This window comes from Serratia sp. ASV30, from assembly GCF_016428815.1.
In the GTDB taxonomy this organism is placed as follows: Bacteria; Pseudomonadota; Gammaproteobacteria; order Enterobacterales; family Enterobacteriaceae; genus Chania; species Chania fonticola_C.
The window spans coordinates 1-14324 of the sequence record NZ_JAELTL010000057.1 but is presented as its reverse complement, the minus strand read 5'-3'; the positions used below and the strand labels follow the sequence as shown (position 1 = coordinate 14324).

General features: G+C 51.0%; 11 protein-coding genes. 4 read left to right on the top strand and 7 right to left on the bottom strand.

From position 1 onward, the window contains the following. Positions 1-175: 175 nt before the first annotated feature. The 7 genes from JHD74_RS20780 to JHD74_RS20750 are packed head-to-tail and all read right to left on the bottom strand — an operon-like array spanning position 176 to position 9457. The gene (locus JHD74_RS20780; protein ID WP_199063420.1) at positions 176-580 is read right to left on the bottom strand and encodes an SMI1/KNR4 family protein; all 405 of its coding nucleotides are present in this window, start codon (positions 578-580) and stop codon (positions 176-178) included. After that, positions 577-1173 (bottom strand): HNH/ENDO VII family nuclease, encoded by a 597-nt coding sequence (locus JHD74_RS20775; protein ID WP_199063419.1) that lies wholly within the window; start codon positions 1171-1173, stop codon positions 577-579. Before JHD74_RS20775 ends, JHD74_RS20780 begins: the two co-directional genes overlap by 4 nt. Beyond that, on the bottom strand, positions 1170-4406 hold the full coding sequence (locus JHD74_RS20770; protein WP_199063418.1) for an ATP-binding protein: 3237 nt from the start codon (positions 4404-4406) through the stop codon (positions 1170-1172). The genes JHD74_RS20775 and JHD74_RS20770 overlap by 4 nt, the downstream gene beginning before the upstream one ends. A gap of 13 nt (positions 4407-4419) precedes the next feature. Continuing rightward, the gene (locus JHD74_RS20765; protein WP_199063417.1) at positions 4420-5286 is read right to left on the bottom strand and encodes a hypothetical protein; all 867 of its coding nucleotides are present in this window, start codon (positions 5284-5286) and stop codon (positions 4420-4422) included. Positions 5287-5292: 6 nt separating this feature from the next. Further along, on the bottom strand, positions 5293-7557 hold the full coding sequence (locus JHD74_RS20760; RefSeq protein ID WP_199063416.1) for a dynamin family protein: 2265 nt from the start codon (positions 7555-7557) through the stop codon (positions 5293-5295). Between the two features lie 10 nt (positions 7558-7567). Continuing rightward, positions 7568-8557, bottom strand: coding sequence for a dynamin family protein (locus JHD74_RS20755; RefSeq protein WP_199063415.1), 990 nt, complete (start codon positions 8555-8557; stop codon positions 7568-7570). Between the two features lie 3 nt (positions 8558-8560). Then, complete coding sequence (locus tag JHD74_RS20750; protein ID WP_199063414.1) at positions 8561-9457, bottom strand: YafY family protein; 897 nt, start codon at positions 9455-9457, stop codon at positions 8561-8563. A 278-nt stretch (positions 9458-9735) separates the two neighbouring features. On the opposite strand from JHD74_RS20750, the gene JHD74_RS27100 reads away from it, so the two are divergent. From JHD74_RS27100 to JHD74_RS20725, 4 genes are all read left to right on the top strand, one after another. Beyond that, positions 9736-10119, top strand: a complete 384-nt coding sequence (locus tag JHD74_RS27100) for a hypothetical protein (protein ID WP_370592683.1) — start codon at positions 9736-9738, stop codon at positions 10117-10119. 184 nt (positions 10120-10303) lie between these two features. Beyond that, the gene (locus JHD74_RS20735) at positions 10304-12388 is read left to right on the top strand and encodes a type VI secretion system tip protein VgrG (RefSeq protein WP_199063412.1); all 2085 of its coding nucleotides are present in this window, start codon (positions 10304-10306) and stop codon (positions 12386-12388) included. Next, a complete protein-coding gene (locus JHD74_RS20730) occupies positions 12378-12962 on the top strand; it encodes a DUF4123 domain-containing protein (RefSeq protein ID WP_199063411.1) in 585 nt (194 codons plus the stop codon). Before JHD74_RS20735 ends, JHD74_RS20730 begins: the two co-directional genes overlap by 11 nt. A gap of 81 nt (positions 12963-13043) precedes the next feature. Next, entirely contained in the window at positions 13044-14324 is a 1281-nt protein-coding gene (locus JHD74_RS20725; RefSeq protein WP_199063410.1) for a hypothetical protein, read from the top strand.

Sequence of the window (14324 nt, the reverse complement as noted above, 5' to 3'; positions counted from 1 at the left end):
GACCTCACTGGCGGCAGCGCTAATAATGGCAAACGTCGACTCGGGGTGCCCTTAGGGGCTGAGAAATTACCCGTATTACCTGATCTGGATTATGCATTAGCTAGTACTAAAAAGGGGTAGATGATCTATGGTGTTTAGCGCACCCTGCCGCTGCCTGGTGCGCTGTTGGTTCAGTCTATTGCTCGATTTGTTTTAGCACGAAAGATTCCAGTGAATCGCTCAAGGTTTCGAGAACACCGGAGAGCGGCGACCAGTGCACAATTTTGCCGGTCGCGTTGTCATAGAGATAGTAGTGACCATCTTCCGCATCCATCAGTGGAACTGCCGAAGCAGGGAAATTGGGGTGTTGCTGGCGCAGTTCCGCGGTTGAGCGCAGAATGCTTAACCACGCAGTTTCCTTCACGCCCAGCCCGAACACTTCGGTAGCTTCATAAGAGAGGATCCCGACGTTTGAAAGCCAGGCTTTATAGTCTGTAGTGAAGGAAATATGAAGCGTTTGTTCTGCCGCATTAATCGTTGCCGCATCAACCGGGCGGGTAATCACATCATGTTGTTCGATAAACGTTTTCAGTTGTTTCATACTGCTGCCTCGCTTCGTTGATTTTTAATCTCTTCTGCACGCTGCTTCCAGTGGTCGGTGCGTTCCGTTTTGAAATCACTGCGATCAATTTCGGAATCTTTGGTGACATCATGCAGGATCTTATTATTACCACCGCCCATATGTTCGCTTTGCGTCAGCTCTGCTAACGGTGAATCAGCATTTTGCCCGATATGGTGGAGTTGGTAAGGTTTGCCGTCGGAATCTTGTGGCGGCAGACCTTTTTCCATCCGCTCAAGGTTAGTCCTGCCCACTTCGTCCATTTGATCGGGGTCGATATCGGGTTGCGCCAGCACATCTTTACCGTTGACCGTCTCACACTCCAGTCCAGCATCAAGGTAAATTTGTGCTTCCTGTTCACTGCCGATGCGCTCGATGACCTCTTCGCTGTAGCCTTTATCACGAAGCGTCACGCGCATCTCGTCACTCAGCTCGGTCAGCGGTATGTCAACTTTCGTTAATGGCTTATCCAGCTCATCAATGTCAATGTTGGTAATATCTATATCCTTGGTGAGTTCTATCAGTTCCTCACTTTCGACCTCAAGGACCGTTTCCAAAACGACCAGTTCGCTCATTGCAGGGTTTCCTGTACGTGCTTACGCCACCCGGCGTAGGTCTTTAGCCATGTTTCTGATTCGCTAGAAATATCTTTCATCAGGCACTGCTGCACCGCGATGCGCAGCGTCTGCGGTAACTCGCCGGTGCACCGGATCAGCAGGGTATCAAGCGTGTTATTCAGGATGCTGAAGTCGCAGCATTGGCTGACCAGATGCATTACCTCGCGACGGCAATTGAGTAACCCGGTAACGGTACTGGCCAACTGGCGGAACTGATCTTCACGTTGAATACGTAGGGTACGATGAGTCCCGAACTCCGCTATCAGCGAGCGCAGCAAGATTTTGCTGCGCGTCGACAGCGTCAGCGCATCGACCAGCTCGACCAGTTGTTCCGCTTCGATATCTACCGGATGCGGTAGACGGTGGTTGAGTAACCAGCTTAACAGCGGCGTCCAGGCTTGCGGATTGGTGGCAACGAGCGGTGCTGTGGGTGTGTAGTGCCATGGCTCGGTGGGTGCCTCAAATTTCGTGACTCTGCACAACACCGGCTCTAGCCAGTCGTTCTGATATACCACCGCGACGCCGCGCGGCAGGCGAGCCAGTTCATCGAGTTGATCGTCGCTTAATGCCGCTGATTTTCCGGCGGTGCGGCGATCCATCTCTTCGGGCAGACGCATGATAATTTTGGTATTGGTGTTGCGGATAGCCGCCATGTCCACTGCCGCAGGTGACTGATCGGCAATGATAAAGCCCTCGCCCCAGGTGCGCATTTCAGCAATGGCATTCGCGAGCATTTCCACCGCTTTGCCAGTGATATCTGCGCCTTCTGCGCCCGAATTGCCGCCGCTGCGTTTCAGCAGATGGTGGGCTTCTTCAAGCACCGTCACGTGGCGCAAAGCCTGATTCATCCCGCTCATTGCGGCACGATGCTCGCTGAGGCGAATCACCAAAATACCGGTAATGAATGACTTGGTTTCCTGCGAACCGATACGGCTTAAATCGATGATGGTATTGCTATCAAAAAGGCGGGCATTGTCTATCTCATCACCGCTAAAAATTTGCCCATTTAAGCCATTGGTGAGCGAGTTGACGCGGGTAACCAGCGAGCCGATATAGTTGCTTTTCACCTCCTGCGACCACTCCGATTGCTCAATCACCTGGCGAAGTTGTTCCTGGAGATCGGCAAAGGTCGGGAAAAGGGCCGGTTGCCAGCGATTTTCCGAAGTCACCAGATCCCAGCCACACACGGTGTACGCTTGCAGAATGGCATCTTTTAATACGGCAGGCATGGCGGCATACATCGGCCAGCACATCGAGAAGACATCCACCAGGCGGTCAATATGCTCAAAAACGTGGGTGGTTTCAGGAAAGCGGAACGGATTAATACGCAACAGTGGCGAAAAGCGCGCATTCGTTCCAAAGACCGAGACATCATCACGATGACCAAATACTTGCTTATATTCACCTTTCGCGGGTTCGATAACCAAAAATGGGACATTGTGCTGACCAAGCTGTTCAAGCAACGCGTAAATGGTGTTGCTTTTGCCTGCGCCGGTGGAGCCAGTGATAAACACATGGCTGGTGAGCCTGTCCACATCCAGATCGATGGGCATATCCAGATCGTTCCACAAATGGCGCATCTGCCCAAGTCGCAGTGTTCGGGTCTGTTGTTCGTCAGGTTCCGGCCCGTCCAAACGCAGGACTTTTCGCCCGAATGAGTGTGTGTGCAGTACCGCGACGCTGGAGGTTGAACGTCGGGGCAGGCTCAACTGAAGGGCCATCTCTTTGCCGGAAACCAGTGTTGCCGGGGTGAGCCAGTCGATAGCCAGCACCGGGGCAATGGTGGGTTTCAGCGGTGGATGGGCCAATACCGACAGCCAGTCAAGAATGGGGCGTTTGCTTTGTGAGTTCCAGGTGGTTAAAGCAAAATCCTCCGTACTTGAGCGCGTTCCGCGCATTAACCCCAGGAAAATGCTGGCCAGCGATTCTGATGAGGCGGTGCTGTCACCAATAAAGTAGGCGGCAGTTTGCCAGCCGCCGTAGGTTCGCGCTTCATTTACACGTTCGAGATGGTGATCGATTTTTGCCAGCAGGTTCTCGATGGTTTTGTCATGCACCTCCAGCGAAATCTGCTGGCTGTTGCCGGTCGTTTTATTGACGGTCTGACCGTCAGTGCGGGTGGTGGTATCGTTCCGGTTCAGTGTACGCGACTCGCTTTGGGAAGCGTTGCTGCCTAGAGTTTCCGACGTGCCAACAGTGGTGTTTTCGCTCACGCTCACTGAGTGGTTACGGTTAAGGGCAACGCCCTGCAGCATACCTTTAACGGCCGCACCGAGTGATATCTGGCTGCCATTTTTATAGCCCGCCATGACATCAGCAATGACCCCAGAAGTGGATTCGCTGCTTGAGGAGCCAACGCTTGTAGAGTGGTTCGTTCCACGGGTGAAAGACGTGCCCTGAGACACCGTCATGCCTAAACTCTCACCGAGAGACTGGCTCAGCCCTTCACTGATGCTCAGGCCTACGCTGTCACTGTCCTGCACGCCAAAAGAGTACTGACGCTTAGCCAGCACAGAGAGCTGCGTGGCGACCTTTTCATAACCGGTGCGAATGCGATCCAACTCCGGTGGCGTAACCGGTTCTGCAAGGATAATCGCCTGATAAACGCGGCTCTCGGCGGCATCAATAAAATGCTCCAGCCCTTGCATAAAGTGTTCGCTGTCTTCTATTGCCAGCGACGGAACGCCCGTTACGGCGGTCACCGAGGATGACGGGTTTTCTTTTTGCGCCAGCGCACCATCCAGTAGCTGTGCGGTTTGTTGTGCGTTCTGCGCAATCAGTTTGCTGCCGGGGAAATGCCCTTTGAACGTTTCATTGAGCAGTTCACCAGAGTTTTGCCCCAGCATCTTACCTGGCTCACCACGCGTGCCGATATAGACATCGGTTTCGCGGCCATCGGATTTCAGTAACAAAAAGACGCTATAACCGGCAGCGCCTAAGGCAGTGTAGGCGGCAGTAGTGCTCTCCAGCACTGACTGCTTGTTTTCCTGAACAATACGCTCAATGCGAAACAGGCGGATATCACTGGCGCGGTGGATCGGCACGCCCTGAAAATCTTCAAGCGGTTCTACCGGGTAGTGGCGCATCTCAGCCAGATAGCTACGATTAATCAGCGTGTTGGCAGAAGCGAGCATACCCGCCGCTCGCTGTTCCATCTCCTGGATTTGCAGCGGCATCATTGGTTTTTGCATTGTGATGCCTCCGTTAAAGCAATGCGAAAATCAGCAGTGCGAGCGCGGCGAACGCACCGCCCGCCAGGACGGCAACTCTCAGCGCAGAGGTTGAACCACTTTGGCGCACCGGTGTGGCTGGTGCAGGCGTCTGGCTGCTCGGTGTCGATGCAGTCGGCGAACTAGCAGGGCGCGGTGCGGCTTTGGGCTGTCGGACAAAGCCGGAAACAGCGCGATCGCGCAGTACCTGATAGATGCTCATTAAGTGCTCAAACCGCTCCCGTGCGAAATTCGTGCTCAGGTAGGCTGACTGGCGATTATAGTAATCGACATCCCATTTGCTTTTGTCAGCCTCGAAACCGAGCGCGAGCGTGTTTTCTTCATAGTCGACAAACAGCCCGGTTACGCGAGATTCAGCCCATTTCATCGCCTGGCGAACCGTCTGTCCATCCAGACGGTTATTTTCCAGCTCTGCAACCAGTGCAGAACGCAGGCGGTTGAGGGAGCCAGCCTCCAGAGCGGCAAGCATGCTTTGGCCCGGCGTAAACGGCGTGGTTTCATTGCTGTTCATGTTTTTGTTTCCGTTATCCTTATGCGTTGCAGGATGGGTGAGAAAACCGTCATACTGGTGCTTGGTTAGCCGCTGACTGACGGTAATCAGGTGCCGCGCTCGCTCCAGCGAAAAGTTGTGCTCAAGGCTCCTGCTCTGCAACGCAAAGTAGCCGCTGTTCCAGTCAATGGTATCGGGATTGATAGCTTCACAGGCGCTATCCTCCCGGTGGGTGTCGAAAAGCGCCGGTTTCGCCGCGTAAGACTCCTCCAGCATGGCGTTCAGCAGCGCGAAGTCACGCTGCGGGCTGTTGAGCGCTGCCAAAAAAGCGTGGTGAAAATTCTGCTCCATGCGTGGTTACTCCTGTATGCTCAATGTGTTGTCGAGGCGTGATTTAAATTCGGTGATCCACGATTTCTGCGCACGCGCTTCGGCAATGGCAAATTCACGCGCTTCCTGAACGGTCATTTTCTCCTTCAACGTGGCGATCAGAGTGTTAAATTTGCTGTTAAATTCGCGTTCGATAAACTCGATGTAGCTTTCGACTAATCGGTCTTTATCCGTTTCGTTTTTCTTCCGCGCCGCATCAATCAGGTCTCTGAAGTTACCTTCAATCTCGCTGCGCTTTTCATTCCAAAGTTCGGGCATGTCAACAAATTCTACTGTGCGGTAATCCCAGACGGTGCGGGTTCTGAAGTAGGTGAAGGGGTTCCACCACGTTGAGTCGCTCACCTCGCGCGGGTTATAACGTTCTTCCCGGTTTTTAATGTTGTTGGCATTAAGGCTCAAATTGAGCGAAAAGTCGGCGATGCTCTCTTTCAGCCCCAGGAACAGCGGGAGCTTCAGTTCGCGGGTGTCTTCGAACAACTCGCTGATATAGCGGCGGTACTCCACATGCAACTCGTCCTTAATTAATGCTTGCGCGGTCTGGAATGCTGCTTCGAACGCATTGATCAACTCTTTGAAACGAAAACTCGCGTCGCGTTCCGCTGCATCTAATAGCCGCTGCGCATCAGCTGGTGTCTGCTGCGGCACTTTCGTGAATTCGTTACCTTGCTCTTTGATGGCTGCTAGCACCAGCGCTAGTTTTTGCGTGAATCCGGCGGCAATGTGCGGCGGTAGTTCTTTCCCTTTCTGGCGTAGTGACTGCTTGTACACATCGGTATCTGCGCTTTCTTTGCGCTTTTGTTCGAGGCGGGTAATTTGTTCGTTCAGGTGCGCAAGTGCACGTTCATCCTGATCCAGTTGTTCGGTGAGCTCAGCTTCGCGCATGCCTTTCTCTATCGCCTGATTGAGCGCTTCATAGGCCCGTTTCAGTCGGTTTGGGAAGGTGTATTTATCAATATATTCGTCAATCATCACCTCAACGGCGGGCAGCCCGCTGCGGAAGAGGGCACGCGACAGGTTGCGTTGCTCCAGCGCACGGCTGACGCGGGAGGTGAGCGGCATATAAGAGGGCAGATTCATGCTGGCTTCTTCGAGGAAAAGCTCGGTCATGGTGTTGAGTTCGCCGCGCTCTTTGCGGGTGAGGGCATCCGGGTTTTTACGCAGCAGGCGCGTCAGGTTGGCCGAGATCGGGTAAACCTGCGGGTTGTGAATACCATTATTCTGCAAATAGGTTTTGATCCGCTCCAGCGCAGCGCCGACGTTTTCACCGTTTTCAGGATCAAAGTTATCCATCTTGTTGACGGCGAAAATAAAGCGATCTTTGCTCTGTTTGCCGCCACGCATCATGGTTTGCGCCACCAGGCGAAGCAGGTGCTGGTCATCATTGATCCCCAGTTGCGACGCATTCAGCACATACAGGATCAGCGGGTTGCGCTGGGAATCCTGAATATAGCTCATGGTGACACGTTCGTGCTCGCCGTCCTGGCTGTTATTTGGCCCTGGGGTGTCGGTTAGCACCAGGCGTACATTATCGCGCTCTTGTATCGAGATGATGTTACCGCGCAGTTCAATCTGATGGGTGTCCTCCAGTTGGTTCCACTCTTTTAGCAGATCCGAGGATACCGGTATTTCTTCGCCTGGCCCCGTGTGGCTGCTAATACGACGCGCCATATAGGATGAACCCAATGTCTTGTCATCGGTTATCTGTGCGATGGTGGCGGTGGTGGCTTCGTTGGCTGCGGGCAAGAGATCTTGGCCGAGCATCGCGTTAATTAATGTGGACTTACCCGATGACATGGTGGCAACGACATACAGGTTGAAGTCGCGGTTAAACGCTTCCCGGAACCCGTGGCTTACCTTTTCATTGTTTTCGATATAGTCGTTGAACTGCGGGTTCTGTCTGGCTTCTTCCATCATCGCCTGAATCGCATTCAGGCGCTGGTGAACCTCTTTCACCCGGGTCAGTTCCAGTTCAATGATCATGCCTTTTTGGCGGGCGGATTCTGCCGCTTCCAGCATATCCATATAGTCGGATTCAACGCCTTTGAATTCGACATTGAAGGCTAGGTCGCCGTTAAGCAGACGGCTGAGTTCATCAAAAAGGGTTTCGACCCAAAGCTGAAGACGCAACTCTTTGTAACTTGAGAGTTTACAGCCTTCGGCGGGTTCGGAACCGTTGATTAAAAAGCGGGTTTCAACAATAAACGGGTTATGTTCGATATAAATTTTATTCATGCTGCGCTCTTCAAAGGTAATGTGTCAGATAGAGTTCCAGAGTCCGTACACCGCTGTAGGCGGCAAACTGACGCAATTCTTTCCGGCAAAACTCATCGTTATTTGCGGTGGATACCGCATTGTGTGTTAATTCTTGCCGCAATGTTTCGCGTAATGGCTGCGGGATCAGGGCGGCATTGTTCAGAACGTGCTTGTTCAGGCGAAAACGCAGGAGCTCGTTACGCAAATGGTGGGTTTGTGAACGCGTTGCGCGAAGACGAGAGAGCATTTTTCTCGCCACTAACGCACACTGCATCATCGCCGGAATGATAACCGGCGCGCTAAAGCCATTCTGTTCTAGGTAGCGGGCGGCAGCCTGGACGGCGTGCGAGGCGGTTTCACCTTTCTCTTCGTCCAGTTCGTCGACTTTATTTAGCACAAAGATAATCTGCTTGCCTGGTCTGGCATCCCGATGCTGTTTGATCTCACCCAACAGGCGGGCATCATCGTGTGTTGCTGGTTGTGTAGCGTTGAGCACATACACGATAACGCCGTCATCGCACTCTTCCAGCGCCTCTTTTAATAGCTGTGCATGGCTGCTGTCCTGGCTGTTATTTGCCCCCGGAGTGTCGTAAATGACCGGTAAAAAGCGGCTTTTGCTAAAGGCATCTAGGCATCCGCTCAGTTCGATATGTTTTATTTGCGGGCTGGCATTCCAGGTGTGCAGGAGTTGATTATCCACGGTTTCAGCAATCTGGTGGCACTCTCCCTCCCAGGTAAAACAGACGCCGCGCATGATCTTTTCATCCCGGTTGGCATGATGGATGCGGGTAATTGTCGCGGTCGCCGCTTCATTCGCCGACCACAGTAAATCTGTGCCGAGAAGGGCATTGATCAGCGATGTTTTCCCTGCGCTCATTGTCGCGGCAACAATCACGTTCACTTTGGGTAAAGTGCGTACGAGATTGCGGGGCGGCTGTTTTTTATTCTTGCGCTTAATGCGTATTTTCAACGAAGACATATTTTATTCATCCAGCCAGATTTTAATTTCCTGCTCCAGCTCGTTTTGTAAGCTCTGTGGTGCAATGATTTTCAGATGTGGGATCCAGTAACGCACCACGGGAGTTATTTCGGTTTTGTGGGAAATCTGTGTGGAGACAATCAAACCGCCATCGGCCATTTTCTTTTCGATGATCTGTTCATTTAAAAGCTGGCGGCGTTCAAAATATTCGGCGATCTCGGCTGAAACTTTCAGCACTACTTCAAATTTCTCCTCGGTTGCCCAGACACTCTCTTCCTGCTTAATGTTCTGGCGTAATTTCTCATCCGCGTTGAAGTGATCAAAAGTACACTCCAGGGTGGTAATTTTGCTAAGGGTGAAGTTTTTTATTTTTTCAGCATGCCGGGCGGCGAGATACCAAATACCGTTGTAATTAATGAGCTTATAAGGCTCAACGGTATAGTGGCGCAGCGAATCTTTACGACGATAGTGAAAGGTCACAATACGCTGTTCGTCAATCGCACGTTGCAGACGTGGGAAATTAACGCTATTCATGTCGTCGGTGACGTATTTATGACCGTGTACCAAAAAGTTATGCTGTCCGGAAGGGCGGAAAATGCTATTCAACATCGCTTTATCTAGTACCGGAAACAGACCTTTAATTCCAGCCAACCCGGAATAATGTTCAATACTGTTGCTATCGAAACGCCCCAGCATTTCTGGCGACAGAGTATAGCCGCCATTTTTTGTATCGCGCTGAAGTTCAAGAAAAAGCAGACGTTCTTCAATATCGCGCCGAATCGTACGCTTGCAGACATCGTACTCTTCGGCCAGTTTTGCCAGATGTAGTGTCTCGCCACTATTCAAACGCGCCAGAATATCGGCGATACGAAGCGCTAACTGTGTATTTCGTTTACTCATTGACTGTCTGTCCCTTTTCCTAAACACAGGTATCCTGCCATGCTGGAGTGACAGGGAGTGTCACACCTGACATTATCAATAGAAACTGGCGAGAAAGTATACACTGTTCTTCACAACTGGATTCTAAAATTATTCAACGAGCTGGCTGAAAGAAAAAATCCCATCATCAATCTAGACTGGCCCCATGTGGTGTCTCCCGGGTAGATGGGAATGCGACAGCATAACCAACAGCAAGCCCGATCAGTGACCTCATTGGTACGGTCCTTAAGGTTAGGGGCGTGGCGGCTGCGATTTATCATTGCATCCACACCACCTTCATCGACCAACTCACGATAACGGTACTCGATCACTACGTTGCAATAGCCCGGACAAACCGCTACGGAAAATGTGTTACAAACGCAGTGGGCCAGACCTTCAACTGTATTTACAAATGCGTGGTAACGGGTACACGGCGGAGGCGTGATGTAATGCGCCGTAAGCTGCTCAGTCATATGCTGCAAGGCTTGGAAAGCCGAGCCGTCTATCAGTTTGTACGCGAACATCCGGGGCTTGTTTGCGCGTTAGAGCACGATGGGTTTGTATCTTACACAAAAATAGATCAGGGGGATTGGCAGCATCCATTCTTGACGATTGTCTTGAAGAATAAAGCCATTCATCAGTAGAAGAGATCACAGCCTACCACGCTAGCCTCTCGGTTATAACGAGATATAACCGAGACATGTCACACTGAATGCGTAGATACAGGTTGTTGCTGCTTTCTCCATGCATTAAAATGTCTTATATATCATAAGTTTTTTATTTGTATCGTTCAGGAAGTATTCACGCCATCAATAAGGAAATATGAACATGGATGCGAGTGGCCTGCGGTTTACGTTGAGTGTGGGGGACCTGCCGCCTAAAACCTTCGTGGTAGCGGGTTTTACGTTGCACGAGCAATTCTCAACACTCTTCACACTCGAACTTGATGTTGCCAGTGCCAGCCCCAGTGTGGAATTTCGTTCAATTCTGGACAAAACCGCTACGCTGACCATTTGGCGTGAAACAGAAGTGCAGCGTATCGTTAATGGTATTGTCACTTCCGTTGAGCAAGGCGATACCGGACTTCATCAAACCCGTTACCGGCTCAGTGTGCGCCCCGCGCTCTGGCGAGCAGGGTTAAGGCAAAATTCCCGCATTTTCCAGCAACAGGGTTTTCAAGAAATTCTGGAAACCTTGATGAAAGAAAATAACATCATTGACTATGCTCATGCTTTTCGTTACACGCACGCAGCCAGAGAGTTTTGTGTCCAATATAACGAAAACGACCTGGATTTTCTTCATCGAATGGCGGCAGAAGAAGGCATTTATTATTTCTTCGAGCATGAGAATGGCAAGCACACGCTGGTCTTTGCTGATGATAACATTATCGTGAATGATGGGCCGACGCTCCCCTACTACCCAGACCAGCCACAAACCTCACTCGATGAGCTTTGTATCACCACCTTCAAGCGCCGGGAAAGTGTGCGCCCTTCGGACGTGTTGCTGAAAGATTACACCTTCAAAAATCCCGAATGGGCAGCAGAGTATCGCGACTATGCTCGAGATGATGAACACCAGTCCACCCAGTATCTGCATTATGATTACCCTGGCCGCTATAAAAATACCGGCCCGAGCGGGGAAAAGTTTGCCCAGTGGCGCATTCAGGCATTGCGCAATGACGCCCATCAGGGCGAAGGGGCGAGTAATTGTCCTGCCCTGCAACCCGGTGTGCGCTTTACCCTGGAAAACCACCCGCTAGACACACTGAATACCCGTTGGCAAATCACCCAGGCCATCCATACCGGGCAGCAACCTCAGGCTCTGGAGACGGTATCAGGAGGGCAAGGCACAACCCTAACCAGCCAATTCGCGTTTATTCCCAACGACCAGACGTGGCGTCCGCTTTCGCTACCAAAACCGCGCATTGATGGAGCGCAGATTGCTATTGTCACAGGTCCATCCTCTGAAGAAATCTATTGTGATGAGCTTGGCCGGGTCAAGGTGCGTTTTCTTTGGGATCGTTCAGGGAAAACGGATGATACCAGTTCCTGCTGGGTTCGCGTATCTCATCCCTGGGCGGGCACCAAGTGGGGGATGTCAGCTATTCCGCGCATTGGTCATGAAGTTATCGTGGAGTTTCTGAACGGCGATCCCGATCAACCGGTGATTATTGGGCGTACTTACCATGTTAACAATCAGACCCCCGGTGACTTACCTGCAACAAAAACCCAAATGACGATACGGTCCAAAACCCATAAAGGCGAAGGGTTCAACGAACTGCGTTTTGAGGATGAAAAAGCGCGGGAAGAGATCTACATGCATGCGCAAAAAGATCACCGTACAGAAATTCTCAACGACCAGTTCCACTCTATCGGCCACAACCGTACCAAATCTGTCGGCGTTGACCAACAGGAAGAAATCGGCCAGGACAAACGCACTAACGTGGGGCGAGATCATTTTGAAACCATAGGTAATAACGCTGTTATCAGGGTAATGAAAGATCAAGAAATACAGGTAGAGAACAATCGTACCTTGGTCGTCAACAGCTCGAAAAAGAACGTTATTTATGCTGATTCCATTGAGCAGATTGGGGGTAACAGCCGGCTTGAAATTGAAGGCGTCTACGACGAGATAGTGAAAAGCAAAATCTTCTCTCGCTCTCCTACTTACATCATGCATGCCGACCAAACCATCACATTGGCAGGCCCCGGAGGCAGTATCACTATTGATTCCAGTGGCATTACCCTCAAAGGGAAGCAAATTATCTTGGCTGCCCCCAATGTAGAAGTTAAATCTGGCGGTGCGGATCAGATAGAAGCACTTACCGCGATGGTGCAGGAAGGTGCGCCATTCTGCGAGATTTGTGCCAAAGCGAAGAAAGCGGCAGAAGAGGCAGCTAAAAATGGTCAGTAACAATCAACGATTGCGCCGCATAGCGTTGCCTGACGATGCCAACGAAGCACAAGCGATAATCAAAGAGACACTGTTTGGAGCAGTGGCCCCCTTCTCTACTCAGGGTAGAGAAGTGATCAGTGCATCTTCCTCGGCCCCATGTCATACCTACGCAGTGATTGATGCGTTGCAACGTTCAGATATTGCCGTCCTGTTGGAGGCTTATGAAACAGAATGGAGCTGCTTATGGAAGGGAGACAGCGCAGAACGTTTTGCCTTTCATGCCCCTTATCTGGTTCTCCTGGAACCAGAAAGTGACTTCACTCAATGGTTACTAACTGAAGGATGGGGCAAAAACTGGGGGATTTTTCTGCGCAGCTACTTACCATTACCCGTAGTGAGTCACCACTTGAGAAAATTCAATCAGGTCTATGACGAGGTTCAGGCGCGTTGGCTTATGTTCCGCTACTACGCCCCCAATACGGTGAAAACCCTGCTGCCTTTTTTACCTGCCCAAACCTTTATTGAGTTTACTGATGGACTCACTCGGGTGATTGCGGAAGATCTTGATGGCAGGCAGATTGTGATTATCTGAGTCCAGTAGGGGACAAGGCACTTGATATGAATCGGGCAATATTACTGCCCGTCAGTACGCCACGCTAGGAGAGCATACGTTATGGGACTGGAACCAAAGCCAATTTGGCAAAAGACTGCGATTGACAATACCTATGTAAAAAAACCGTCCTTTCCAAGGCTGCAAAACTACCAGCAGCCAGCGGCTGTAACCACCGCAAGTTTCCCAGATGAGCCTGTCAGCCAACAGGTTCAGACAGCACCTTGTCAGGTACTGGATTTTATCCTGCAAATTGATGATAAAAAGGAGGCGGAGCAGGCATTCAAAAACATAGCCAGCCCCCTGGATATGGTCATGGAAGAGCTCCCCGACCCGCAGGATCCCACAAAGTTGGCACAGGAAGAAGCCTTGCCCATGGGCGCATCCTACAGCTCACTGATGGCGCATATAAAGAATAATAGCCAATCCTCAAAGCCAGAGGCAATACACAAGGTTGCGCAAGAAATCAGTAATATGGATCTGTTGTTTGACAAAGTGCGCCAAAAAGTGGGTGAAAAAGAGTTTGCCACGTTTTTAGCCCTGTTCTCACTGGCTAGCCGCACGGAAGATAACAAGGGAAAATGGAATGTGACCCTGAATGGCAAAAAAGTGCCTATGAAGAGCGCCCAGTTTAAGGTGACCTTCCATCAGCGGCTTGACCATACTGTTTATGTTGTCGGTAGGTCACCTATCGCGCCAGAGTACGGTGATAATGTGTTTCGGCGTGGATCAACATTTTGTAATGACAATTTTGAAATCGTTGTCGCACAAGAATTCACCGAAACGGTTATGAGCGGACTTTATGTCGGCAAGCCCTCACCCGTATCGAAGAAAACGCTTGATGAACTGGCCGACTTGCTGATCGATACAATCTATCAAACGGTGGATCTAAACAATACCGTTGATTGGTGGACAGACAAAACATTAACCGCGGTTGAAATCCTCATCACTGTTGCAGCCATTGTCAGTGGCGTCGGAGCTGTCGTTGCGGGGGGAGCAAAACTGATCCGCGCTGCCTATATAGGGATGATCATTCTGGAAAGCAGTAATGTCACCGATGCGGCTGTACGTTTTTTAGGCGTTCGCGAAAAAGGTTACAACCCGCTGTTAGAAGCCGCCAAAATGCTGGATAAACAAACGGGTAATAACAGCCGTATGATTGAATACACGTTTCACGGCTTGAACATGATGATGACTTTCGGCAAACGTCCGTCGACGAAAATTTTGACAACGCTGGGTTCAGGTATCGCAGGGGGAGGCATGACCTATGTATTACAAAGCGGGACGTTGACGCAAAAACCAGTAGAGTGTTATGAAAAAGCAGCCTCTTTAGGCGGGCAATAG

Excerpts from the sequence above, each read along its gene's own strand:
- JHD74_RS20780 (WP_199063420.1), bottom strand. The coding sequence starts at position 580 with ATGAAACAACTGAAAACGTTTATCGAACAACATGATGTGATTACCCGC.
- JHD74_RS20725 (WP_199063410.1), top strand. The coding sequence starts at position 13,044 with ATGGGACTGGAACCAAAGCCAATTTGGCAAAAGACTGCGATTGACAAT.
- JHD74_RS20755 (WP_199063415.1), bottom strand. The coding sequence starts at position 8,557 with ATGTCTTCGTTGAAAATACGCATTAAGCGCAAGAATAAAAAACAGCCG.
- JHD74_RS20760 (WP_199063416.1), bottom strand. The coding sequence starts at position 7,557 with ATGAATAAAATTTATATCGAACATAACCCGTTTATTGTTGAAACCCGC.
- JHD74_RS20775 (WP_199063419.1), bottom strand. The coding sequence starts at position 1,173 with ATGAGCGAACTGGTCGTTTTGGAAACGGTCCTTGAGGTCGAAAGTGAG.
- JHD74_RS20750 (WP_199063414.1), bottom strand. The coding sequence starts at position 9,457 with ATGAGTAAACGAAATACACAGTTAGCGCTTCGTATCGCCGATATTCTG.
- JHD74_RS20735 (WP_199063412.1), top strand. The coding sequence starts at position 10,304 with ATGGATGCGAGTGGCCTGCGGTTTACGTTGAGTGTGGGGGACCTGCCG.
- JHD74_RS20730 (WP_199063411.1), top strand. The coding sequence starts at position 12,378 with ATGGTCAGTAACAATCAACGATTGCGCCGCATAGCGTTGCCTGACGAT.
- JHD74_RS20765 (WP_199063417.1), bottom strand. The coding sequence starts at position 5,286 with ATGGAGCAGAATTTTCACCACGCTTTTTTGGCAGCGCTCAACAGCCCG.
- JHD74_RS20770 (WP_199063418.1), bottom strand. The coding sequence starts at position 4,406 with ATGCAAAAACCAATGATGCCGCTGCAAATCCAGGAGATGGAACAGCGA.